Genomic DNA, 22067 nt, shown 5'->3' on the forward strand with positions numbered 1-22067 from the left:
GATTGTCGACGGTATCCAGGCTCTCGCTGGTCTCCGTCAGGAACTCACGCAACAGATCGTCCATGAAACTGGCCTTCGCACGCAACGGAACGCGACATGACGCGCCCTTCAAACCGTGGCCAGTTTCGGTGCAAAGCGTTTAATATTAGTTGAGTAAGCGCAAATGAACGGACTCAACAAAGAGATAAGATGCATCCGGACGAATTCGGACACATCGGCAAGGCTTGATTAACCGTGGTGAACGGATTCTTGCGCCTGTCCCACGACAAGAGGTCGCAGCACCGGCGCGGCAGGACGTCCGCCCGATCAGGCCGCCTGCACGACCATCGCATTGCCGTCGGCGGTGAGCGTCACCTTGAGGCCGCAGGCATCGGCGAGCAGACGGGTGTAGTAGGGCTGCACCGCGTGGGCATCGATGGTCGATTGCAGGTCGCCACCGAGCAGATTGACGATGTTCTGCGGCAGCCGGGCATTGAGCCCGGTGGCGGCGACGCGGAAGCTCATGGTCTCGCCATCGCCGATCGGGTCGACGGTCAGCATGCCGCCGCGCGGGATCGTCTGCTGCGCCACCACCATCATGTTGAGCAGCAGCTTGACCCGGTTCTTGGGCAACAGCAGCCGCGGCAGATTCCAGGTGATCGAGGTCTTGGCGTCCTCGATGTGGCCGCGCGCCATGGTCTGGGCGTCGCCGAGATCGATCTGCGCGCCCGCCGAGCCGGCCGCACCAAAGGCGAGGCGGCAGAATTGCAGCCGGGCCGACGCCGTCTTGGCGCTCTTGCGGATCAGCTCCAGCGCGAAGTCGCGATCCTCCGGCTTCGGATTGTCGTCGAGCACCTCGAGCCCGTTGACGATGGCGCCGACCGGACTAATCAGGTCGTGGCAGACCTTCGAGCAGAGCAGAGCGGCAAGTTCGAGCGTATCGGGAGCGGGAATCGGATTGGCGATCTCGGGAGAGGACGTGCCGGACATTCGATGTTCCTGAAATCCGCGAACCTGGGCGAATCATGCTTGCGTTAACGCTTGATACACTGCGAAAGCAGGGACCGCCACCGGACTGAACGCGGGACACGGGAAAGTACGTAGCGGTCTTCCCGGCAGCCGCGGCTCAACGACCATGCGAACGGCCGTACCCGGATGCGCCGGACGCCAGAACAGGGATACGATGATGCAAGCTGCGTACGGAACGGCCGGAAGGAGCACCGCGCAATGACGACGGCACCGACTGCAGGAACCGTCGAGGTCGAGGCCGCCGCGGCGCTGATGGCACCCCTGACGGAGCTCGTCGTCGAGGCGGCCCACGCGATCCTCGCCGTCAACCGCCGCGCCATGGCCGTCACCGACAAGTCCGACGGCTCGCCGGTCACCGAGGCCGATCTTGCCGCCGACCGGGTCATTGCCGAGGGGCTGGCCCGGCTGGCGCCGGCGATTCCCGCGCTGTCGGAGGAGCGGGTCGGAGCCAGCGCAGGACCGTTCAAGGGCAGCTTCTTCCTGATCGATCCGCTCGACGGCACCAAGGAGTTCGTCGCCGGGCGCGGCGAGTTCACGGTCAATCTGGCGCTGGTCACCGGCGGCAGCCCGCTGCTCGGCATCGTCTGCGCGCCGGCCATCGGCCAGATCTGGCGCGGGCTGGTCGGCCGTGGCGCCGAGCGGCTGTCGTTCACGGAGGCGGGTCTGGCGGCCGCCGAGCCGATCCGCACCCGGCCGATGCCGCCGCAAGGCGCGGCATGGGTCGCCGCGGTCAGCCGGTCGCATGGCGATGCCCGCACCGAAGCCTTCATTGCGGCGCGACCGGGCGCCGTGCGCCTGCCGCTCGGCTCGGCCGTGAAGTTCGGCCGGCTCGCCGAAGGTCTGGCCGACATCTATCCGCGGCTCGGCCCGACGTCGGAATGGGACGTGGCGGCAGGCCATGCCGTGGTCGTAGCCGCCGGCGGCACCGTCACCAGCGAGACCGGCGCGCCGTTGCGCTATGGCGAGCGCCCCGACGGCTTCATCGTGCCGTCCTTCATCGCCTGGGGCGACCCGGCCGCGGTGAAGGTTTGAGCCGGCCCTGCCGCGCTATTGCGGCAGGTCGTCCGCGAGCGCCGGCCAGCGGGCTTCCGCGCGCGACAGATAGCGGCTGGGGTCGGCCGCAAAGGCATCCCGGGTCTCCTCGCGGTTGAACAGGAACAGCCGTTCCTCGACCACGACGAAGAAGCGCGGGTTGCCGGCCACCGTCACGCCGCGGGCCACGTCGGTCGGGTCGTAGCCGCCGAATTGCGGGCCGTAGACCTCCGGATGGGCCAGGAACGAAGCGCGATTGCCCTCGTTGCGAAACCGCCAGACCACCCCGCCCTGGGACGCCTCGAAATCCGGCAGCCCCGGCATGGCCTTGCCATCCACGAAATAGGAAACAGGATCGAAGCCGTCGATCGCCAGCCCGCTGAAGCGGTCGGAGATGATGCGCTGCGTCGTGGCCGCCGGCGCGCCGACCGGCGGCAGCGCGGCGAGCGTGATGGCGGCAATTACAAGGCGAAACAGCGACTTTGACCCGGTCTGGGGCGGTTGTTGCCGTTGTGCGGTCATAGTTGGTGCCGATAACATGGGAGTCGCAGGGGCATCGCCCCTCGCCCGACAATCGCCCGATGTGGTTGGCGTCAGGTTAAGGCGAGGCTCGGGCAGCCGATAGCAGGGGATTTCCATCGATGAGTTTCGCATCCCGCCTTGCCGCCACGACGCTCGCGGCCGTGCTGGCCATGACCGCGTCGGTCGCCGCGCAGCAGGCGCCCCCGCCTGCCGCGCCGCCCTACCAGGCCGCGCCGCCGTATCAGCAGCCCGCACCGCCGCCGCGCCCTGCGCCCAGCCCGGACAGCTTCAACCCGGACGAGCTGGTCAATGCCGGCCACCGCTTTTTCGGTAACGTCTCGCGTGGCCTCGCCTCGGTGATCGAGCGCGCCGTCAGCCAATGGGGCCTGCCGAATGGCTACATCCTGGGTGAGGAAGGTGCCGGGGCCTTCGTCGCCGGTCTCCGTTACGGCGAAGGCACGCTCTACACCAAGAACGCCGGCGACCTCCGCGTCTACTGGCAGGGCCCCTCGCTCGGCTTCGACTGGGGCGGCGACGGCGCCCGCACCATGACCTTGGTCTACAATCTGCCGGCCACCAGCGCGATCTATCAGCGCTTCGTCGGCATCGACGGCTCGGCCTACATCGTCGGCGGCTTCGGCATGACGGCGCTGACCGCCAACAACATCGTGCTGGTGCCGATCAGGTCCGGCATCGGCCTGCGGCTCGGCGCCAATGTCGGCTACCTCAAGTTCACGCCGAGCGCGACCTGGAACCCGTTCTGACGGCGCTGGCTGATACCGCCAGGACACGTTCTCCCGTGACGGATCAAGGTTAACACGGCATTGGGCTGGCAATGAATCAGCCCGCCGTGCATTGTGATTCTGTTAATCATTTCGGATCGGGAGTTGTGCGTCATGGTCGAGCCGATCATGTATTTTGCGATCGGTTTTCTGATCGCCATGCTCTGTGCCCTCATGGTCGTGCCGCTGGTGCACAATCGTGCGGTGCGGCTGACGACGCGACGGCTCGAGGCGGCGACGCCGCTGTCGATGGCCGAGATCCAGGCCGACAAGGACCAGCTGCGCGCGGAGTTCGCGATGTCGGCGCGGCGGTTGGAGATGAGCGTCGACGCGCTCAAGAACAAGGCCACCGGCCAGCTCGCCGACCTCGGCAAGAAGACCGACGCCATCAACCGCATGAAGATCGAGCTCGGCGAGAAGAACGCCGCGATCTTCGCCCTCGAAGCGCGCGAGAAGGCGCTCAAGGACCAGCTCCGCGCCACGGAAGAAGAGTTCGCCGCCAAGACCGAGGCGCTGCGCGCCGCCGAGCAGGCGCTGAAGGAGAAGCAGGCCGAGCAGGTCCGCCTCACCGCCGAGCTCAACGACAAGGCGCTGCTGGCCGACAGCCGCCAGGTCGAGCTGGTCTCGGTCAGGACCCAGGTCGAGGAGCTGCGCAGCCGCGTCTCCGACGCCGAGAAGGAATTCTCCGCGACCCAGGCCCGCCTCGCGCTGGAGCGCGACGAATCCGACACCGCGACCAAGGCGCTCAACGACGCCCGCGCGCGGGTCGAGAATCTCAGCCAGCGCGTCACCGAGCTCGACCGCCAGCTGATCGTCCAGGTCAAGGAAGCCGAGATGCTGGCGACGCGCGTCGCCGACCTCGAGGGCCGGCTGTCGACCCAGGGCAAGCTGCTCGCCGAGCGCGACTTCGAGAACAACCAGTTGCGCGAGGCCAACGTGGCCGCCGACCGCGCCTTGAAGGAGCTGCGCGAGGAGCTGGCCGGCGTGGGCAGCGGCAAGTCGGCCGCGTTCGAGCGGCTCAAATCCGAGAAGGCCGCCCTCGAACAGCAGCTCCAAGCCGCCCGCGACGAGCGCACCAAGCTGCAGCGCGAGATGAACGCCATCCAGCAGCAGGCCGAGAGCACCTGGGCCCAGGAGCGGATGGAGAACGCGCTGCTGCGCGAGCGCATCAACGACATCGCCGCCGAGGTCGCCAAGCTCGCGATGCAGATCGAGGGCCCGAACTCGACCATCGAGGCCATGCTCGCCGCCGAACCGGCCCCCGCCAAGCCCGCCAACGCCAATGGCGTCGCCGCGGCGCCGGCTGCTGCGGCCGGCGGTGCGCCCCAGGGCGGCACCCTGGCCGACCGCATCCGCGCGCTGCAGTCGCACGCCTCGCGGGCAAGGCAGATCGGGGCCTGAGAACGGGCCAGCGGGGCGCGGAGTGCCGCGGATCTGCTCCTCCGTTCAGCATGGAAGCCGGCACGCCATGGAGCCGGTTTCGGCCCCGATCGAGGACAGCCCGGCGCGCTCCAGCAGTTTTCCTCGCCATCTCCGCCGCAAATCCTTGACACCCCCTGCCCGCGCTTCGTAAATCGCGGGCTCCGACGGACTGCTTCGGGCGCCTCGCTGGCTCACAGCCACGACCGCCACCGGCAACCGGGCGCATAGCTCAGCGGGAGAGCGTTCCCTTCACACGGGAGAGGTCCAAGGTTCGATCCCTTGTGCGCCCACCATTTGCCGCCGCCACCCCTTTCCTTTCATGCGATCGCTTGGGCTGGTCTGGCCTGTCGTCATGCCTCGGGCGACGCGATGGTCACGCAGGATTGAGCGGGATCAACGACTGCGTCGGCGCCTCGCTTATGTTAGTCGTCTCGTTCCGCGGCCCGAAAGGTATCTCCATCTCGATGCGGCTCGTCCGTACCATCCTGGCGTTTGCGATTGCGCTGTCGCTGGCGATGCTGCCGATCGGCGCATCGGCGGCTGCGATGGCGTCGTCGGACGAGATGCAGACGAGCATGCAGATGGACGACGGGGCCGGCATGTCGATGGACGAATGCTGTCCCGACGACATGAAGGGCACCGGCTCGCCTTCGCACACCTACAAATGCGGCATGGGTTTCTGCTGCGCGGGCGGGACGGTTGCGCTCGGCGATGTCAGGGCCGTTACCTTCGCGCCGCTTGCCCTGAGCGCGACCAGGATCGCCATTCCCGCCGACCAGGTCGCTGCTCTTCACAGCGGCAGTCCTCCGTTCCGACCTCCTCGAATCTGATCTCGCACGAGCCGGCGCGCAACGCCTGCGCGCCGATGACCGACGTGCGCGCCGCGGAGCGCCACGGCCGAGATTCATTCATGAGGACAGGACCATGCTTTCCAGAATCAGCACCGCGGCTCTCGCCGCCACTCTTTCGCTCGCCGCATCGGCCGCCACCGCCGGCGCTGCCGACTACAGCTTCGAGCCCGTCACCGCCGAGATGAAGAAGGGCGACGACGTCAGGGTCGCCGTTCGTCTCACCCACAAGCAGACCGGCAAGGCCGTCACCGACGCGGTCATTTTCAAGACCCGCGTCGACATGGCGCCGGACGGGATGGCCGACATGGTGTCGGACGTGGCGCCGCTGCCGTCCAGGGAGCCCGGCGTCTACGCCTTCAAGACCGACCTGCCGATGGCCGGGCGCTACCAGGTCACGCTCTCCGCCAAGGTGCAGGGCGAGCCGGAGACGGTCACCGGCAAGGTCATCGTCAAGGCGATCAAGTGAGCCTGCGGGGCGCTCCCCGACGGCGCCCCACCCTTCCAATGGATAGCGCGCGCCAGCGCGCCTCACGGTGATGCCATGACCATTTTGCGCCTGCTCGCGACCATTACACTCGGCGCCGGAATTAGTATGGCCGGTCTCTGGTCGATCGAGAGCTCGCTCCCGTCGCTTCGCACCCATCACGCCGCGGCGGCGGCAGAGCGAATGCCGCTGTACTACCGCGATCCCAGCGGCGCCCCTGCCTGGTCGGCGGGCCCCAGGAAAGACGATCGCGGGCGGGACTACCTGCCGGTCTACGACGACGATCAGGCCACGCCGGAGCCGGCCAAGCCGAAGCAGCAGGCCGACTCCTCGCGCCGGATTCTCTACTACCGCAATCCAATGGGGCTGCCGGACACGTCGCCTTCCCCGAAGAAGGACCCGATGGGGATGGACTACGTTCCCGTCTACGAAGGCGACGATGCCGAGGATGGCGTGGTCAAGCTGTCGCCCGGCAAGATCCAGCGAACGGGCGTGAGATCCGCGTCGGTCGAGCGGCGCACGCTTCGCATCGCGGTCAAGGCGCCGGGTACGATCCAGCTCGACGAGCGGCGCGTCTCGGTGATCGCGATGCGGGCAGAGAGCTTCGTACAGAAGATCACCGACGTCACCACGGGCACGCGCGTGAAGGCCGGCCAGCCGCTGATGGAGATCTACAGTTCGGCGATCGCTGCCGCCGCAGCCGAATATCTCTCGACGATCAACTCGAACCTCGTCGGCGGCAATGCAGTCTACGGACGCGGCTCGCGCCAGCGCCTGACCAATCTCGATGTCCCGGAGCCGGTGATCACCGCCATGGAGAAGTCGCGCATCGCACCGGTCACGGTGCAATGGTCGGCGCCCCGCGACGGCATCGTGCTCGAGCGCAACGCGATCGAAGGCATGCGCGCCAATCCGGGCGACGTGCTGTTCCGGATCGCCGACATATCCGTGGTGTGGGCGCTCGTCGACGTGGCCGAACGCGACCTCGGCAACATCGCGGTGGGTCAGCCCGTGACCATCCGCGCGCGCAGCTTCCCGGGCCGGACCTTCGCCGGATCCATCGCGGTGATCTATCCCCAGGTGAACAAGGACACGCGTACCGTGCGGGTGCGGATCGAGCTCACCAACCACGACCTCGCGCTGCTGCCGGACATGTATGTCGACGCCGAGATCGACACCGCGGATCCGGCGCCGCTGTTGGCCGTGCCGGCCGATGCCGTGCTCGACACCGGCAGCCGCCAGGCTGTCCTGATCGACAAGGGCGACGGTCGCTACGAGCCGCGCGCCGTGAGGCTCGGCCGCCGCGATGCCAGCTATGTCGAGGTGCGCGACGGCCTGTCGGATGGCGAGGCGGTCGTTACCTCCGCCAACTTCCTGATCGACGCCGAAAGCAACCTGAAGGCCGCGCTGAAGAGCTTCGCGGACGCCGACGGAGCGCAATCCGCCGGCGGCGACCACGCCGGCATGGGAGAGCACAAATGATCGCCCGCGTCATCGCCTGGTCGGCACGCAACCTGCTGCTGGTCCTGTTCGGCACCGGATTCGCCGCCGCGGCCGGCTTCTACGCGCTCATTCACCTCCCGCTCGACGCGATCCCCGATCTGTCGGACACCCAGGTGATCGTCTACACCGAATATTCCGGTCAGGCGCCTCAAGTCATCGAGGACCAGGTCACCTATCCCCTCACGACCGCCATGCTCACGGTGCCGAAGTCGAAGGTCGTACGCGGCTTCTCGTTCTTCGGCGTGTCGTTCGTCTACGTCATCTTCGAGGACGGCACCGACATCTACTGGGCACGCTCGCGCGTGATGGAATTCCTGAACAGCGCGGCCTCAAGGCTTCCGGCGGGGGTGACACCGACGATCGGCCCGGACGCGACCGGGGTCGGCTGGGTGTATCAATATGCGGTCATGTCGAAGGAGCTCAATCTCGCCGACACCCGCACGATCCAGGACTGGAACCTGAAATTCGCGCTCGCCAGGGCCGAGGGCGTCGCCGAGGTCGCCAGCATCGGCGGCTTCGTCAAGCAATACAACGTCGTGCTCGACCCGCAGCGCATGCGCGACCGCGGCATCAGCCTGCAGAAGATCCGCGACGCGATCCGCGCCAGCAATGCCGATGTCGGCGGCCGCACGGTCGAGCTGTCCGAGTTCGAATACGTCATCCGCGGCAAGGGCTATCTGAAGAGCATCGACGATCTCGGCAACATCGTGCTCAAGACGTCCGGCGGAACGCCGGTGCTGCTGCGCGACGTCGCCAATGTCGAGCTCGGTCCCGACGAGCGGCGCGGCATCGCGGAGCTCAACGGCGAGGGCGAGGTCGCCAGCGGCATCGTGCTGCAGCGCTTCGGCGTCAACGCCCTCGACGTCATCGAGAACGTCAAGAAGCGCCTGCATGAGATCGCGAGCAGCTTGCCCAGATCGGTCGAGATCGTTCCGGTCTACGACCGCTCGAACCTGATCTATGCCGCGATCGACACGCTCAAGCACACGCTGCTCGAGGAGAGCATCGTCGTCGCCTTCGTCTGCATCGTGTTCCTGCTGCACGTGCGCAGCGCCCTGGTCGCCATCCTGATGTTGCCGGTCGGCGTGCTGATGGCGTTCGGCGCGATGAAGCTGCTCGGCCTAGGCTCGAACATCATGAGCCTGGGGGGCATCGCGATTGCGATCGGCGCCATGGTGGATGCGGCGATCATCATGATCGAGAACGCCCACAAGCACCTGGAGCGCGCCAAGCCCGACCAGTCGCGTGTCCAGATCCTGATCGACGCCGCCGCGGAGGTCGGTCCCGCCCTGTTCTTCAGCCTGCTGATCATCACCGTGTCGTTCATGCCGATCTTCACGCTGGAGTCGCAGGAAGGCCGCCTGTTCAGCCCGCTCGCCTTCACCAAGACGTTCTCGATGGCGGCAGCGGCGCTGCTCTCGGTGACGCTGGTGCCGGCGCTGATGGTGATCTTCGTCCGCGGCAGGATCATTCCCGAGCATCGCAACATCATCAACCGCTTCCTGATCTGGATCTACCGCCCGGTCATCAAGGGCGTGCTGCAAGCGAAAACGCTCGTGATCCTCGCAGCCATGGTCGTTCTTGCCGTCTCCATCTGGCCGGCGCGCCAGCTCGGCACCGAGTTCATGCCGAGCCTGAACGAGGGCACGCTGCTCTACATGCCGACCACCCTGCCCGGCATCTCCGTGACCAAGGCGGCAGAGCTGATGCAGATGCAGGACCGGATCATCAAGTCGTTCCCGGAGGTCGCCTCGGTTTATGGCAAGGCCGGACGCGCGGCGACCGCCACCGACCCTGCGCCGACCGAGATGTTCGAGACGGTCGTCAACCTCAAGCCGAGGGAGCAGTGGCGTCCCGGCGTCACCATCGACGGCCTCGTTGCCGAGATGGACAAGGCGCTGCAATTCCCTGGCGTCTCCAACGCCTGGACGATGCCGATCAAGGCGCGCATCGACATGCTCTCGACCGGCATCCGCACGCCGATCGGCGTCAAGGTGATGGGCACGGACCTCGCCGAGATCGATCGTCTGGCCAAGCAGATCGAGCGGGTGATCAAGACCGTTCCCGGAACCTCCTCGGCCTATGCCGAGCGCGGCATCGGCGGCTATTACCTCGAGATCACGCCCGATCGCGAGGCTCTCGCCCGCTACGGCCTCCTGGTCCAGGACGTTCAGGATACGATCGCAGCGGCCCTCGGCGGCCAGACGATCACCACGACCGTCGAGGGCCGTCAGCGCTTCAGCGTGAACATGCGCTATCCGCGCGATCTCCGCGACAATCCGAAGGCCATCGCCAGCGAGGTGCTGGTGCCGATGCCGTCCGGCGGCGCCGTGCCGCTCGGCGAGGTCGCGAAGGTCGAGCCGGCCAGGGGTCCCACGTCGATCCGGACCGAGAACGGACAGCTCGCGACATACATCTATGTCGACATCCGTGACCGCGACATCGGCAGCTACGTCGCGGACGCGCAGCGTGCCGTCGCCGAGAGCATCCGGTTTCCGGCCGGCACCTATGTGCTCTGGAGCGGGCAGTATGAGTATCTGCAGCGCGCGGCGGCCCGGCTCAAGATCGTCATTCCGGTGACGCTCACCATCATCTTCCTGCTGCTGTATCTGAACTTCAGGGCCATGACCGAGACCCTGATCGTGATGCTGTCGCTGCCCTTCGCGCTCGTCGGTGGCATCTGGATGATGTGGTGGCTCGGCTTCAATCTGTCGGTCGCCGTCGCCGTCGGCTTCATCGCGCTTGCCGGCGTCGCCGCAGAGACCGGCGTGGTGATGCTGATCTATCTCGATCACGCGCTGGCTGCGGTGAAGGCGAGGCGCGATGCCGAAGGTCGCCCCCTGAACCGGCAGGATCTCCAGGACGCGATCATGGAGGGCGCGGTCGAGCGTGTGCGCCCGAAGATGATGACCGTCGTCGCCATCATGGCGGGCCTCCTGCCGATCATGTGGAGCACCGGCACGGGCTCGGAGATCATGCAGCGCATCGCCGTGCCGATGATCGGCGGCATGATCTCGTCGACCCTTCTCACCCTGATCGTGATTCCGGCCATCTTCGGTCTGGTGAAGGGACGCAGCCTGTCGACCAGAACAGGGACGACGGCGGACGCCTTAAGCGGGTCGCAGGGCGTGCAAAGGGCAGCCTGATCCACCGACAGCGAGAGGAGAGACGATGAAAAATTTCGCGACAGGAGCCCCGGTGGTCGCAGGCGAAGGCGCCCGATCATGGTCAGCGACTAGCCGTACCGGCGCTGAAGACGAACGATCGTCCCCCCTGAGCCCGCCGGTCGTTGATGTGGATCAACCTGAATGGCCTACGTCCGGCCATTGTTGATCGCCCCCTGAAGGAGGACTTGGTCATGCAAAGATTGCCCCTGGCTTTTCTGTTGGCGTTTTCGGCTTTGGCGCATCCCGCCTTTGCTCAATCCTCCACTGACCATTCGGCCCATCATCCTGATCAGAAGGAAGCGCCAGCAACGGATGCCGGCAAATCGACCAGCGGAGCGAGCTCGTCACAGACCATGATGGGCGGCGGCATGATGAAGATGATGGACAGCATGCCGATGTCCAACATGATGCCGATGATGTCCGGCATGACGCGGCCGTCCGACGATGGCATGGGCGGCATGGAGGTGCTCGATCATGTGGAGGGACGGATCGCGTTCCTGCGGGCGGAGCTCAAGATCACGGACGCCCAGATGCCGGCATGGAACGGTTTCGCCGACGCGTTTCGCGCGCGTGCGAAGACGCTCGGTGATCTCAGGATTGCGATGATGTCGCAGTCCGGCTCGGAGACGGTGCTCGACCAGCTGACCGCACAGGAAAAATCGCTATCGGCTCGCCTCGACGCCACGCGAGCGATCAAGACCACCCTGAGCGACCTCGTCGCAACCTTTTCCGACGAGCAGCGAAAGGCGGCCGACGAACTGCTCGCGCCCAATCTCGGCATGACGCCGATGCGGATGCAGGGCGGGCGAATGAGCTCCATGCGGATGCAGCGGGGCCATTAGCCGCCGAGGGCCGATCGACAAGCGGATACGCCGCGAGCGTCGCATTCGACATCTGCGGTCGACATGTGAAGTTGACTAATATAGGGTACCCCCCTATATTATCTCGATGTCGCATACCATCAAGCACAAGTCCAAGCTTCTCGCGCGCGTCCGGCGCATCAAGGGCCAGATCGACGCGGTGGAGCGCGCGCTCGAGGCGGAGCTCGGCTGCGCCGACGTGCTGATGCTCGTCGCGTCGGTCCGGGGCGCCATCGGAGGCCTGACCACCGAGCTGCTGGAAGATCACATCCGGCACCATGTCGTGGACCCCGCCCACGAAAGCGATCCCGACAAGGCCAAGGGCGCCGCCGACCTGATCGAAGTCGTGCGGACCTATCTGAAGTGAGACTGGCATGACCGATCTGGCTCAACTGCTCCAGCAAGGCAGCGCGCATGCGTGGCTGTTCGTGCCCAGCGCGATTGCCCTGGGTGCGCTGCATGGCCTGGAGCCCGGCCATTCCAAGACCATGATGGCCGCCTTCATCGTCGCGATCCGCGGCACCGTCCTGCAGGCCGTTCTGCTCGGCCTCTCAGCGACCATCTCCCACACCGCGATCGTATGGGTGGTCGCCCTCGCCGGCCTTCACTTCGGCCAGGAGCTCTCGGGCGCGCGCAGCGAGGCCTTCCTGCAACTGATCTCGGCCGTCATCATCATCGGCATCGCGGCCTGGATGGTCTGGCGCACCTGGCGCGACCAGAATGGGCACCATGACCATCATCATCACGACGGGCCGCGATCGATCGCGCTCGCCGGCCACGCGCTGTCGGTCGAGATCTTCGAAGACGGCGTGCCGCCGCGTTGGCGGATCCGGGACGAGACCGCACTCCCGGCCGCCGACACGCTCCACGTCACGACCGTCCGCGACGACGGCCGCGAGCAGCGGTTCAGCTTCCGGACCAGCGGCGACGTCCTGGAGAGCATCGAGGAGATCCCGGAGCCGCACGCCTTCAAGGCACGCATCACGCTTGCCGGGGACTCCGTGGAGATGCTGTTCGAGGAGCACACGCACGATCACATGGACCTCGGCGACGAGGACGATGCCCATGCGCGCGCCCACGCCGACGACATTCGCAGGCGCTTCGCCGGCCGTACGGTCACGACCGCACAGATCGTCCTGTTCGGACTGAGCGGCGGCCTGATCCCTTGCCCCGCCGCCATCACGGTCCTGCTGTTGTGCATTCAACTGAAGCAGTTCAGCCTGGGCTTCGTCCTGGTGCTGTGCTTCGGCATCGGCCTGGCCATCACCATGGTGTCCGCCGGCGTGCTCGCCGCACTCAGCCTTCGGCATGTCGAGCGCCACTGGTCCGGCTTCAGCCGCTTCGCGCACCGAGCGCCCTATCTCTCGGCTGCTCTGATCGTGCTGGTCGGGACCTATACGGGTTGGCTGGGCCTGCACGAACTGATGATCTGAAGCGGAGGCGCTCCGGTGGGCGGGCCCGAGCAGCACGTTCGAAGCCGGTCCAATTGCGCCAAGGACATGCCCTGAGCGCAAGCCTCTCAGCGCATCGCGAAGAGCTCCTGGTGGAATCGCTCTCTGATAGGAAAGTCTTGCGCACCGAAATCGCGCCTGAGAGCCTCGCCGAAGGCGGTCGGACCGCAGAACCAGATGCTTGCGTTGCGCCAGTCCGGCACCGCCCGGCGAACACGGTCGCCCGTCAGTCGTCCGTCGATGAGAACGTGCAGGCGGACATTGGCTGAACGCGCGTCCGCAGCGAGCTTTCCCAAGGCCTCCTCGTCGACATCCGCCGTGGTGTGAAACAAGTCCACCCTCGCGACAGAGCAATCGGGGCTCCCCTTCCGCATCGCCAGCTCTTTCATGCGGGCGACAAAAGGCGTGATACCGATGCCACCGCCGATCCAGATCTGGTGTGTGCAATCGTCGTCGAAGGTGAAGCAGCCATAGGGGCCTTCGACCTTCACCTCCTGCCCGACATGGAGCTTCTCCCGCAACTGGCTCGTATGGTCCCCGAGCTCCTTGGTGATGAAGGTGATCCTGGGGTCCTCAGCGTTCCAGCCGGACGCAATTGTGTAGGGATGGGCGCCCTCGGAGACGTCCGACGTGGCAAAGGCGAACTGGCCCGGCTTGTGCCCGGGCCAGCCATGGGACACCTCGATTTCGGTCTCCATGGCTCTGACGCCGGGATAGTATTTGAGCGACGTGATCCTGCCTTTGACCTGCCGTCCGGCGCCGACGCGTTGCAGCAGCGTAATCGCGGCCGCCCACGTCCCGCAGGCAAGCATCGCCGCCATGGTCAAGCCGAGCGGCGACATCCAGTAGCTGAACTTTGTCAGCGTGACCGCATGAAAGACCAACACCAGGTACGCCAGGGCGAGAAGCCGATGTGTCTTGTAGAACACCCGATACGGGAAGGACTGAACGAGCGCCAAGGCAATCAGCACCACCGTGCCGTAAAAGGCCCACTCGCCGAGCCCCTCGGCCGATCCATGCAGGCTCGCAAACAGAGACTCGACGGGATTCGCGATGGGCGGCCTTGCCCCACGCTCCGGCCGCGCCAGCAGACCCCAGCCGACCGCCCATTTCGGACCGTTGGCCCAGAGCCAGTGGACGATGGCGGTCACAAGGGCCGCGATGCCGAACCATTTGTGCAGGCGGTACATCTTGTCGAGGCCGCCCAGCCATGCCTCCGGCCAGCGCGGTCGCAATGCGAGGATCATCGCCATGCTCATGCAACCGATTGCCAGGACGCCACTCAGCTGCACCATCCTTTCACGGAGTGGAAAGAAGGCGCCCGGTCCAAATGGATCTGGTTCCGCAACCAGCCACAGCAGCGAGAGAACCGCCAGGGTCCCCCAAAATGCTCGCTTGAGATTTTGCATGCGGGCTTCTCTCACGACGACATCGACGCAATCCTGGACTGATTAAGCGGCGCAGCCTTGAGCTGGCTCAAGGCTGATCGTCATGAGCTGCAAGCCAACTTCAACAGGGCTCGCAGGGTGTTCTCGTTCAGTTAGTTTGGCTGATGACCGTTGATAGCTGATCCGGAAGGCCTCGAGGCAGCGCCCGAGCTTGGCGAGAATGCCGATGCCTGATCGTGGGCTCGAGCAACCTCGGCCGGGATCTCGGCTGCGACGTCGCGCTGCAGGCAGAACTGATCGACGATCCATAGCAGCGCCATGGCCGCTTCGGGCTGGCGCGACTGCGCCGTCCGCAAGGGCGCGAGCGTCGGCACCGCCATGTCACGGCGCTCCGCCTGAGCGTCAGCGAGAGCGCGGTGCGCGAACCACGCGATCTCCTTGGAAGAGAGAACCGGGCGCTAAACCTTTTGGCATGACATTCATTCCCATGGCGCCATGAGGCCACCGCATCGCGATGCGAGCCCGAAGCCCGCAGCCGCAGGTGGAGGCTGCTGCGTAGATGCACTCGGCCAAATTGGCCTCGCTCACCCGCGCATGGGCTCCCTGCGCCCGGCACAATCGTCACAGAACGCCCTCGCCGCTGCCCGTGCCGCCGGTCAAGTCGGCTTTTGCGGGGCGGAACTCTCACGTTTTCCTGATTACTGCGTCAGAACGCCGCGGGCCGAATTCGCCTATGGTCCGGCGCGTTTCCAACCCACGGAGGTTTTCCGCATGCGTAAACTGATCATCGCTACCGCCGCCCTCGCGTTCGTCTCGTCGGCCGCTCTTGCCCAGTCCACGGAGAAGCCGATGACGACCACCGGCCAGTCGGCGAAGAGCGGCGACGCCATGGGCGGGGGCGACACCATGAAGATGAGCAAGACGAAGAAGAAGTCGGCCAAGAAGACGTCCGGCGACGGCATGTCGAAGTAGATCCAGCGCGGGCGTGCCTCAAGGGGCACGCCCGGCGCTGCCTGTGGCTCGGACCGGTCGGTCCCGATCCCGTCTGGAGAGCGCAATCGCGTCTGATCTCTTCTTCCCGCGCCTCATGGACGCGCCGCTGGCGGCGCCTCTCACGATGCGGGTCTCAGCGCCCGTGATCTGACGTGTCTATGCGGCCGCCAGCCCCATCTGCTGCAATCGCCCCGCGAACCAGGCCGACAGTACCGGGTCGATTCGGGCCCCGACATAGACCTCCGGCGTGATCACGTGGCGGCGGTCGAGAATCACCAGCACGCCGATCCAATAGGCAAACCACAGATGCGGGTCGGTCAGCGCCATCAGCTTGTGGCGGTCGTGCGCCAATGGCTGGTGGTTGCCGGCCTTGCGGACCTCGATCGCCAGCAGATTGTCGGGCACGGCGCGCTTGTGCACGACGATGTCGGGGTAGATCGATTTTCCCAGCTCGTCGTCGGTCGAGACGATGGTGCCGCGCGGGAGCAGCATGGCGCGGTCGCCGAGCCGGTTGTAGTCGCAATCGACGTCCCAGCCGAGGAAGTTGCGCTCCAGATGCACCGAGAGCCGGTGCGTCAAAGCGCGCTCACCGAGATCGCGGTCGAGGATGAAGCGCTCGCGCGCATAGAACTCCTGCAACGCGGAGATCAGCCGGTTCAATTCGCTGTGCATGCCGCCCAAACAAAACAAACGATGGAGACGTCACCATCAACACGCGATCGTGCTGAGTCGCCAACCACATAAATGCTGACATGACGCTGCCATCAACCGGCGGCCGATTTGCGGCCGCCGGGTTGCGGGCGGAGGAACCTACATCTGCACTTCGATCAGGCGCGGACCGTATTCGGCGTTCGCCTCGGCCAGCGCGGCATTGAACTCGTCGGCCGAGGTGACGGCGCGGCCGGGGACGCCCATGCCCTTCGCCATGGCGACGAAGTCGAGCGTCGGGCGGTCGATCTTCAGCATGTCCTGGGCGCGCCGGCCGGGCTCGCCGGCGCCGACGCCGTCGAACTCGCCGCGCAGGATCTGATAGATCCTGTTGGCGAACACCACCGTGACGACGTTGAGGTTCTCGCGCGCCTGGGTCCACAGCGACTGGATCGTGTACATGGCGCTGCCGTCGCCGACGAGGCACATCACCTTGCGATCCGGGCAGGCCACCGCGGCGCCGGTCGCGACCGGGGTCGAGAAGCCGATCGAGCCGCCCATGTTCTGCAGCCAGTCGTGCGGCTTGGCGGCCGCCGTCGGCGGGAAGAAGCCGCGGCCGGTGGTGATGGATTCGTCGACCACGATCGCGTTCTCCGGAATCGCATAGGCGATCGCCTGCGCGATGGTGGCGTGGTTGAGCGCCCCGGTGGGCTTGATCAGCTCGGCGAGCGGCTGCGGCTTGACGTCCGCGGCCTTGGCGCCGAGATGGCCGGCGAGCGCCTCGAGCGCGGCGGCCGAGTTCTCGCCCCAGGCCGTCATGCGGTGGACCTCGGTGCCCTCGGCCTTCAGCATGCTCGGCTTGTTCGGATAGGCGAAGAAGGCGACGGGGTCGTTGGCCTCGACCAGCACGATGTGCTTGTAGTTCTTCAGGATCGGCAGCGCCTGCTCGATCACGTAGGGAATGCGGTCGATCGAGAACCGCCCGGCGCCGCGGGCCATGCGCGGGTGATAGGTCTGGCCCATCACGCGGCAGCCGGTCTTGCCGGCGATCTGCTGAGCGAAGGTCAGCGCCTGCTCGGTCAGCGCGCCCGCGGTCATCAGCACCAGGGTCTCGGGACCGTGGGCATGCAGGATCTTGGCGGCCTTCTCGACCGCATCGGCCGAGTAGCTCGGGCGCTGAGCCTCCCCCGGAACCTGGGCGACGCCGTCGGCCTCGTTCCAGGCGGTGTCGGCGGGCAGGATCAGGGTCGCGATCTGCGGCGGCGCGCTCTTGGCGGCGGCGATCGCCGCGGCGCCGTCGGCGGCCACGGCCTTGGCGCTCGGCGAGGTCCGCACCCAGTCCGACATCGGCCGCGCCAGGCCCTCGATGTCCGAGGTCAGCGGCGCGTTGAAGCCGATGTGGTAGGTGGCGTGCTGGCCGACGATGTTGACGATGCCGGAGCGCGCCTTCTTGGCGTTGTGCAGATTGGCGAGGCCGTTGGCGAGCCCGGGGCCGAGATGGAGAAGCGTCGAGGCCGGCGTGCCCTTCATGCGGAAATAGCCGTCGGCGGCGCCGGTGACCACGCCCTCGAACAGGCCGAGCACGCAGCGCATGCCCTCGACACGGTCGAGCGCGGCGACGAAGTGCATCTCGGACGTGCCCGGATTGGTAAAGCAGACGTCAACGCCCCCCGCGACCAGGGTCCGCACCAGGCTTTCCGCACCGTTCATCCTATTCTCCTGCTGATTCCGCGCGCCATTTGCAATGCTGGGCAGATCAATCATTGTTCGCCCGCGGCGTCAAAGGGGCTGGCCGCATTGCTGCCATCGCCACGGTGCTCATGCGCGGGCTTGGCTAACAGGATGTTGGTCCAGGACGCGGGCGATTTTCCGTGGGATTTGGGTCACGGACCGTCGCCACATACCGGCCTCACGCCGCCGTGGGTTGCGAAGTGCAACCGTTTATGGCCTGTCTGCGAACGGAATTGATATTTGCCAGGGGATGGAAATGAAGCGCTGTTTGGCTTTGGGAATTGCTGCGGTGGCGTCGGTGGCAAGCGCCGGGATGGCGCGGGCGGAAATGTTCGACACCAGGGACATCTTCGGCGGCGGGCCGAACTTCTACCAGGGCGCCGTCAGCCCGATCCCGCGCGAGACCGTGATGTTCCAGAGCCAATATGCGCCGGGCACCATCATCGTGAACACCAGCGAGCGCCGGCTCTATCTGGTCCTGCCCGGCGGCCAGGCGCTGCGCTACGGCATCGGCGTCGGCCGCGACGGGTTCCGCTGGAGCGGCGTGCACCGCATCACCGCCAAGAAGGAATGGCCAGCCTGGACCCCGCCGTCGCAGATGCTGCGGCGCCGGCCCGACCTGCCGCGCCACATGGCCGGCGGCATCGAGAACCCGCTCGGCGCGCGCGCGATGTATCTCGGCTCCACGCTGTACCGAATCCACGGCTCGAACGAGCCCGAGACGATCGGCCAGGCGGTATCGTCGGGCTGCTTCCGCATGACCAATGACGACGTCGCCGACCTCTATGACCGCGTTTCGGTCGGCACCACCGTGATCATCAAGAACTGAGCGCCGCACGCGGCCGCGACGATGAAGCAACGTCCCAGCGCGCATCCTCGCCAGGAGCGGCCCCGCTCCTGGCGCCCCGTGCGGAGCGCGGTGGTGGCCGCGCTGGCTGCGCTCGTGACCATGCCGCTGCCGGCGTCCGCCGCCGAGATCCCGGCGATCGCCGCCCGCCAGCGCGTCGAGAAGAAGAGCTTCACCGACGCCGAGATCACCGACGGCTTCTTCAAGACCGCGTTCGGCGCCGAGTATCACCTGGCGGGCCGGGTCGACCGCATCCGCAAGTACAGCGCGCCGGTGCGGGTGTTCGCCGATGGCCGCCGCGCCGACCGCAAGGCGCAGCTCGCCAAGGTCGTCAGCGACATCGCCGCCCGCATCCGCAACCTCGACATCGCGATGACCGAGACCGACGGCGACGCCAATGTCCGCGTCAAGCTGGTGCGCGACCGCGACCTCTACCACACCATCAGCCAGGCCTATGGCAGCGAGCGCGCGCGCGAGATCAAGACCTCGCTGGATCCGCAATGCCTGTCCGGCTTCCGCAAGAACGAGGCGTTCGAGATCGAGCGTTCCGACGTCATCCTCACCGTCGACAACGGCGATTTCGTCTTCCTCGATTGCGCCTATGAGGAGCTGCTGCAGTCGCTCGGGCCTATCAACGACACCGCGAGCGTGCCCTGGACGATGTTCAACGACAACGTCTCGATGGGCTATTTCGACGTCTACGACCAGTACATCCTCAACATGCTGTACGACCCGCGCGTCAAGGCCGGCATGACGCTCGCCGAGGTCAAGGCCGTGCTGCCGGACGTGCTGACGGATGTGCGGGCCTGGGTGAGGAAGACCAACAATCTGGCGGAGTGAGAGGGGTTGAGTTCGCGGGGGGTCTTGGCCCTTAGTTGAGGTTCCTATCGCGCGTCAAACTCTGGTGTCGTCCCGGCGAACGCCGGGACCCATACGCCGCGGCCCTGCGATGAAGCACGCTGGGCGAGACCTTCTTCCAACAATCAAACTCGGTGGTTATGGATCCCGGCGTTCGCCGGGACGACACCGGTTTTGCCGAAACGGACCCGGCAACTCAGTAGCGGCGGCGGCAACTCCGCTACTTGCAAATCCCCTTCAACGCCCGCCATTCTTCCGCGCTCAGCAGCGGCGGGCCGCTCGGCGGCCGGTCTTCGGCGCGCATGCGGGCGAGACGGTCCTCGCTGAGCGGATGGCTGGCCCACAGCGACGGGCGCTTGCCGTCCTCCTTGCCGGTGATGCGGAACAGCAATTCGCCCATCGGGCGCGTCGGCCGTCCGAGCTTGTGCATCACCTCGATCGCGAAGCCGTCCGCGGCCGCCTCCGCCTCGCGCGAATAGGACGCGTTGATCATGGCCCGCGAGGCGAAGACCGCCGCGCCCGCACCGGTGACGTCGCCGAACAGCAGGCCGATCAGGAACGAGCTGCCGCCATTGTGGATCAGCTGCCGCAGGTTGTCGCGATGCTTGAGGTGGCCGAGCTCATGCGCCAGCACGCCGGCGACCTCGTCGGGGTCGTTGGCCTTGTCGAGCAGCCCCCTGAACAGGAAGAACCGCCCGCCCGGCAGCGCGAAGGCGTTGGGGATCGGCGTGTCCAGCACCTGCGACGCGATGCCGTCGTCAAGGCCGGCGGGGCGGCGCAGCGCCGTCACCAGCTTGGCGAAGGCGGCCTGCCCGGCCGCCTCGGTGCAGAGCTTGTCGCCGAACACGGTCTGGATCTGCACCACGGCGGCCTCGCCGAGATGCCGCTCCATGGTCGGCGGCACAAGCGGCGTCAGCCGGTCGGAGGCGAACGGAATCACCACCAGCACGACGGCGACGATGGAGGCCGCGGCCGCCAGCGACCAGCCGACGATGCGCGCGATGGCGCCGCGGGTCATCCTGTTCTGGTCGATGTGGCCGCAGCGCGCGATCAGTTCGGCCGACAGCGCCGCGTCGCGGATCTCCAGCCGCGCCAGCGGCGACGCCGACAGGCAGCTTACGCGCAGCGTGCCGCTCGGCGCATCGACACGGCGGATGTCCTCATAGGGCCAGGAGACGAAATTGTCGGCGCTGCGCATCACCAGCTGATTGGCGAGGCCGATCGTGACCGTCTGCCGCCGGTTGGATAGTCCGTCGAAATAGACCGCGGGGCCGCCGAGCGGAGCGGCCGGCTCGACCGGCGTGGCGTTGGCTGGCGCAGCAGCGCCCGCCGGCCCGGGATCAGAATCCGGCGACGTCGAGTCCATCGGCAAACCCTTCGCCGAGCGCGCTGGCCAGATCGCCCTTGGCGGCGACATTGGCCATGGCCTCGATGCCATGCACATGAACCGACTGCAGCACCTTCGCCCACATGTCGCGCACCAGATAGAGCCGCATCACGACGTTGAGCGCCAGGATCCAGGCGATGTAGCCCAATCCGACCAGCACCAGCATCGGCACATTGTCGGACAGCGCCTGCACCTGAGGCAGGCCGTCGCTTCCCGGCCCCAGCAGCTTGATCATCAGCGCGGCGACGCCGCTGAAATAGGCGCCGGAGGCGATCGACAGCAGAAACCACCAGCCGATCACCTTCCAGTAGAGACCGTAGAAGGCATTGTTTGGCAGGTCCGATTCCAGCCGCACGCCGCCGAAGCGAATGCCCGACAGCCACCAGCGCCACTCGATCGCTTTGAACTGCGCATAGACGAATGGAAACAGCGGAAACAGCAGCAGTGCAAACGGCGCGACCAGCCACAGATACCAGGCGCGCTTGAAGAACTCCCAGCCGCGCCCCTCGAAGTCGCCGCTGAGATCACCGTAATGCGAATGCCGCATCTTGTAGCGCTCGAGCGCGGCGGCGCGCCACGGCCAGGCCAGCCCCAGCGTGACCACCGCCAACAAGGTCCACAGCATGGCGCGGCCGGCATAGGCCCAGCCCGAACCCGTCATCCAGAACCGGATGCCGCGCCAGACCGTGCGCGTCAGCCGGTAGCGGCGCGCGCGGAAGATGGCGAACTGGCCGAACGCGTAGAAGGCGATCACCAGCGGCACGCTGGCGAAGCCCTGGTAGCGCTCGGCCTCGACGCCGATGAGGAAATAGGCGAGATAGATCGGGACGAGGATCGCCATCGCGAACAGGAAGCCGATCAGGAGCTCCTTGCCGCGCCCGGTATATTCGGCGGCATCACCGTCGACAGCCGTGTTGACCCAGAGATGCCGGCGGATGTCGGTCGCGAGCCAGAAGCGGTAGAAGCCCAGTGTGATCAGTTCGATGGCCGCCCCGCGGCTGACCAGCCGGAAGAACTCGCCACGCGCCCCCGAGAAGGTAGCGGTGAGAGGCGGAAGCGGCGGCGGCTGCTCCGGAACGTAACTCATCTGGTTCACGGCTCAGGCCTCCGACACACGCAAAAAGATCTACAAT

The 22067-nt window shown here is 66.5% G+C and carries 21 protein-coding genes and 1 tRNA gene; 14 read left to right on the forward strand and 8 right to left on the reverse strand.

What is annotated here, in order from left to right:
• Positions 1–306: 306 nt before the first annotated feature.
• Positions 307–969 carry a histidine phosphotransferase ChpT gene (chpT, locus tag ACQR10_RS29850; protein WP_315752676.1) on the reverse strand — a complete coding sequence of 221 codons (663 nt, stop codon included), beginning with the start codon at positions 967–969 and terminating at the stop codon, positions 307–309.
• 237 nt (positions 970–1206) lie between these two features.
• Here chpT and cysQ point away from each other — a divergent pair, with 237 nt between their 5' ends.
• Positions 1207–2040, forward strand: coding sequence for a 3'(2'),5'-bisphosphate nucleotidase CysQ (gene cysQ, locus ACQR10_RS29855; protein ID WP_315803215.1), 834 nt, complete (start codon positions 1207–1209; stop codon positions 2038–2040).
• A gap of 15 nt (positions 2041–2055) precedes the next feature.
• On the opposite strand, the gene ACQR10_RS29860 is transcribed toward cysQ, so the two are convergent.
• The gene (locus ACQR10_RS29860) at positions 2056–2562 is read right to left on the reverse strand and encodes a YHS domain-containing (seleno)protein (protein ID WP_316216652.1); all 507 of its coding nucleotides are present in this window, start codon (positions 2560–2562) and stop codon (positions 2056–2058) included.
• A gap of 119 nt (positions 2563–2681) precedes the next feature.
• Here ACQR10_RS29860 and ACQR10_RS29865 point away from each other — a divergent pair, with 119 nt between their 5' ends.
• The 10 genes from ACQR10_RS29865 to ACQR10_RS29910 all read left to right on the forward strand — a co-directional run bounded on the left by ACQR10_RS29865 (position 2682) and on the right by ACQR10_RS29910 (position 13064).
• Complete coding sequence (locus tag ACQR10_RS29865; RefSeq protein ID WP_316177471.1) at positions 2682–3326, forward strand: DUF1134 domain-containing protein; 645 nt, start codon at positions 2682–2684, stop codon at positions 3324–3326.
• Between the two features lie 132 nt (positions 3327–3458).
• Positions 3459–4745 (forward strand): hypothetical protein, encoded by a 1287-nt coding sequence (locus ACQR10_RS29870; RefSeq protein ID WP_316216651.1) that lies wholly within the window; start codon positions 3459–3461, stop codon positions 4743–4745.
• A gap of 239 nt (positions 4746–4984) precedes the next feature.
• Positions 4985–5059: transfer RNA gene (locus ACQR10_RS29875), tRNA-Val, on the forward strand.
• A 171-nt stretch (positions 5060–5230) separates the two neighbouring features.
• Complete coding sequence (locus tag ACQR10_RS29880; RefSeq protein ID WP_316216587.1) at positions 5231–5596, forward strand: hypothetical protein; 366 nt, start codon at positions 5231–5233, stop codon at positions 5594–5596.
• Positions 5597–5690: 94 nt separating this feature from the next.
• A complete protein-coding gene (locus ACQR10_RS29885; RefSeq protein WP_316216586.1) occupies positions 5691–6083 on the forward strand; it encodes a FixH family protein in 393 nt (130 codons plus the stop codon).
• A gap of 75 nt (positions 6084–6158) precedes the next feature.
• Positions 6159–7583 carry an efflux RND transporter periplasmic adaptor subunit gene (locus ACQR10_RS29890; protein ID WP_316216585.1) on the forward strand — a complete coding sequence of 475 codons (1425 nt, stop codon included), beginning with the start codon at positions 6159–6161 and terminating at the stop codon, positions 7581–7583.
• Positions 7580–10750, forward strand: coding sequence for an efflux RND transporter permease subunit (locus tag ACQR10_RS29895; protein ID WP_316216583.1), 3171 nt, complete (start codon positions 7580–7582; stop codon positions 10748–10750). The genes ACQR10_RS29890 and ACQR10_RS29895 overlap by 4 nt, the downstream gene beginning before the upstream one ends.
• 146 nt (positions 10751–10896) lie before the next feature.
• Positions 10897–11613: a Spy/CpxP family protein refolding chaperone gene (locus ACQR10_RS29900; RefSeq protein WP_434848557.1), complete on the forward strand. Its 717-nt coding sequence runs from the start codon at positions 10897–10899 to the stop codon at positions 11611–11613.
• Between the two features lie 106 nt (positions 11614–11719).
• Positions 11720–11998: a metal/formaldehyde-sensitive transcriptional repressor gene (locus tag ACQR10_RS29905; protein WP_315714001.1), complete on the forward strand. Its 279-nt coding sequence runs from the start codon at positions 11720–11722 to the stop codon at positions 11996–11998.
• Between the two features lie 7 nt (positions 11999–12005).
• A complete protein-coding gene (locus tag ACQR10_RS29910; protein WP_316216578.1) occupies positions 12006–13064 on the forward strand; it encodes an urease accessory protein UreH domain-containing protein in 1059 nt (352 codons plus the stop codon).
• A gap of 86 nt (positions 13065–13150) precedes the next feature.
• Here the strand turns inward: ACQR10_RS29910 and ACQR10_RS29915 are convergent, their stop codons facing one another.
• Both ACQR10_RS29915 and ACQR10_RS29920 read right to left on the reverse strand, forming a co-directional pair.
• Positions 13151–14491 (reverse strand): ferredoxin reductase family protein, encoded by a 1341-nt coding sequence (locus ACQR10_RS29915; protein WP_316216577.1) that lies wholly within the window; start codon positions 14489–14491, stop codon positions 13151–13153.
• A 131-nt stretch (positions 14492–14622) separates the two neighbouring features.
• The gene (locus tag ACQR10_RS29920; protein ID WP_315803202.1) at positions 14623–14850 is read right to left on the reverse strand and encodes a hypothetical protein; all 228 of its coding nucleotides are present in this window, start codon (positions 14848–14850) and stop codon (positions 14623–14625) included.
• A 391-nt stretch (positions 14851–15241) separates the two neighbouring features.
• Between ACQR10_RS29920 and ACQR10_RS29925 the strand changes: the two genes are divergently transcribed.
• Positions 15242–15442, forward strand: coding sequence for a hypothetical protein (locus ACQR10_RS29925; protein ID WP_315803201.1), 201 nt, complete (start codon positions 15242–15244; stop codon positions 15440–15442).
• 177 nt (positions 15443–15619) lie between these two features.
• On the opposite strand, the gene ACQR10_RS29930 is transcribed toward ACQR10_RS29925, so the two are convergent.
• On the reverse strand, positions 15620–16135 hold the full coding sequence (locus ACQR10_RS29930) for a hypothetical protein (protein ID WP_316177447.1): 516 nt from the start codon (positions 16133–16135) through the stop codon (positions 15620–15622).
• Positions 16136–16273: 138 nt separating this feature from the next.
• Positions 16274–17821, reverse strand: coding sequence for an acetolactate synthase large subunit (locus ACQR10_RS29935; RefSeq protein ID WP_316216576.1), 1548 nt, complete (start codon positions 17819–17821; stop codon positions 16274–16276).
• Positions 17822–18098: 277 nt separating this feature from the next.
• Here ACQR10_RS29935 and ACQR10_RS29940 point away from each other — a divergent pair, with 277 nt between their 5' ends.
• Positions 18099–18671: a L,D-transpeptidase gene (locus tag ACQR10_RS29940; protein WP_316177443.1), complete on the forward strand. Its 573-nt coding sequence runs from the start codon at positions 18099–18101 to the stop codon at positions 18669–18671.
• Between the two features lie 120 nt (positions 18672–18791).
• Positions 18792–19529 carry a DUF2927 domain-containing protein gene (locus ACQR10_RS29945; protein ID WP_316177662.1) on the forward strand — a complete coding sequence of 246 codons (738 nt, stop codon included), beginning with the start codon at positions 18792–18794 and terminating at the stop codon, positions 19527–19529.
• Between the two features lie 238 nt (positions 19530–19767).
• Here the strand turns inward: ACQR10_RS29945 and ACQR10_RS29950 are convergent, their stop codons facing one another.
• Complete coding sequence (locus tag ACQR10_RS29950) at positions 19768–20913, reverse strand: M48 family metallopeptidase (RefSeq protein ID WP_315803197.1); 1146 nt, start codon at positions 20911–20913, stop codon at positions 19768–19770.
• Positions 20888–22021 carry a DUF898 family protein gene (locus ACQR10_RS29955; RefSeq protein WP_316177660.1) on the reverse strand — a complete coding sequence of 378 codons (1134 nt, stop codon included), beginning with the start codon at positions 22019–22021 and terminating at the stop codon, positions 20888–20890. The genes ACQR10_RS29950 and ACQR10_RS29955 overlap by 26 nt, the downstream gene beginning before the upstream one ends.
• Positions 22022–22067: the final 46 nt, after the last annotated feature.

It is taken from the genome of Bradyrhizobium sp. HKCCYLRH2060, from assembly GCF_051168135.1.
In the GTDB taxonomy this organism is placed as follows: Bacteria; Pseudomonadota; Alphaproteobacteria; order Rhizobiales; family Xanthobacteraceae; genus Bradyrhizobium.

What these genes read in the sequence shown, in the direction of transcription:
- ACQR10_RS29945 (WP_316177662.1), top strand. Translation starts at nt 18,792, where the DNA reads ATGCCGCTGCCGGCGTCCGCCGCCGAGATCCCGGCGATCGCCGCCCGC.
- chpT (WP_315752676.1), bottom strand. Translation starts at nt 969, where the DNA reads ATGTCCGGCACGTCCTCTCCCGAGATCGCCAATCCGATTCCCGCTCCC.
- ACQR10_RS29870 (WP_316216651.1), top strand. Translation starts at nt 3,459, where the DNA reads ATGGTCGAGCCGATCATGTATTTTGCGATCGGTTTTCTGATCGCCATG.
- ACQR10_RS29860 (WP_316216652.1), bottom strand. Translation starts at nt 2,562, where the DNA reads ATGACCGCACAACGGCAACAACCGCCCCAGACCGGGTCAAAGTCGCTG.
- ACQR10_RS29920 (WP_315803202.1), bottom strand. Translation starts at nt 14,850, where the DNA reads ATGGCGGTGCCGACGCTCGCGCCCTTGCGGACGGCGCAGTCGCGCCAG.
- ACQR10_RS29880 (WP_316216587.1), top strand. Translation starts at nt 5,231, where the DNA reads ATGCGGCTCGTCCGTACCATCCTGGCGTTTGCGATTGCGCTGTCGCTG.
- ACQR10_RS29910 (WP_316216578.1), top strand. Translation starts at nt 12,006, where the DNA reads ATGACCGATCTGGCTCAACTGCTCCAGCAAGGCAGCGCGCATGCGTGG.
- ACQR10_RS29930 (WP_316177447.1), bottom strand. Translation starts at nt 16,135, where the DNA reads ATGCACAGCGAATTGAACCGGCTGATCTCCGCGTTGCAGGAGTTCTAT.
- ACQR10_RS29865 (WP_316177471.1), top strand. Translation starts at nt 2,682, where the DNA reads ATGAGTTTCGCATCCCGCCTTGCCGCCACGACGCTCGCGGCCGTGCTG.
- ACQR10_RS29885 (WP_316216586.1), top strand. Translation starts at nt 5,691, where the DNA reads ATGCTTTCCAGAATCAGCACCGCGGCTCTCGCCGCCACTCTTTCGCTC.
- ACQR10_RS29925 (WP_315803201.1), top strand. Translation starts at nt 15,242, where the DNA reads ATGCGTAAACTGATCATCGCTACCGCCGCCCTCGCGTTCGTCTCGTCG.
- ACQR10_RS29940 (WP_316177443.1), top strand. Translation starts at nt 18,099, where the DNA reads ATGAAGCGCTGTTTGGCTTTGGGAATTGCTGCGGTGGCGTCGGTGGCA.
- ACQR10_RS29955 (WP_316177660.1), bottom strand. Translation starts at nt 22,021, where the DNA reads ATGAGTTACGTTCCGGAGCAGCCGCCGCCGCTTCCGCCTCTCACCGCT.
- ACQR10_RS29900 (WP_434848557.1), top strand. Translation starts at nt 10,897, where the DNA reads ATGTGGATCAACCTGAATGGCCTACGTCCGGCCATTGTTGATCGCCCC.
- ACQR10_RS29915 (WP_316216577.1), bottom strand. Translation starts at nt 14,491, where the DNA reads ATGCAAAATCTCAAGCGAGCATTTTGGGGGACCCTGGCGGTTCTCTCG.
- ACQR10_RS29935 (WP_316216576.1), bottom strand. Translation starts at nt 17,821, where the DNA reads ATGAACGGTGCGGAAAGCCTGGTGCGGACCCTGGTCGCGGGGGGCGTT.
- ACQR10_RS29950 (WP_315803197.1), bottom strand. Translation starts at nt 20,913, where the DNA reads ATGGACTCGACGTCGCCGGATTCTGATCCCGGGCCGGCGGGCGCTGCT.
- cysQ (WP_315803215.1), top strand. Translation starts at nt 1,207, where the DNA reads ATGACGACGGCACCGACTGCAGGAACCGTCGAGGTCGAGGCCGCCGCG.
- ACQR10_RS29895 (WP_316216583.1), top strand. Translation starts at nt 7,580, where the DNA reads ATGATCGCCCGCGTCATCGCCTGGTCGGCACGCAACCTGCTGCTGGTC.
- ACQR10_RS29905 (WP_315714001.1), top strand. Translation starts at nt 11,720, where the DNA reads ATGTCGCATACCATCAAGCACAAGTCCAAGCTTCTCGCGCGCGTCCGG.
- ACQR10_RS29890 (WP_316216585.1), top strand. Translation starts at nt 6,159, where the DNA reads ATGACCATTTTGCGCCTGCTCGCGACCATTACACTCGGCGCCGGAATT.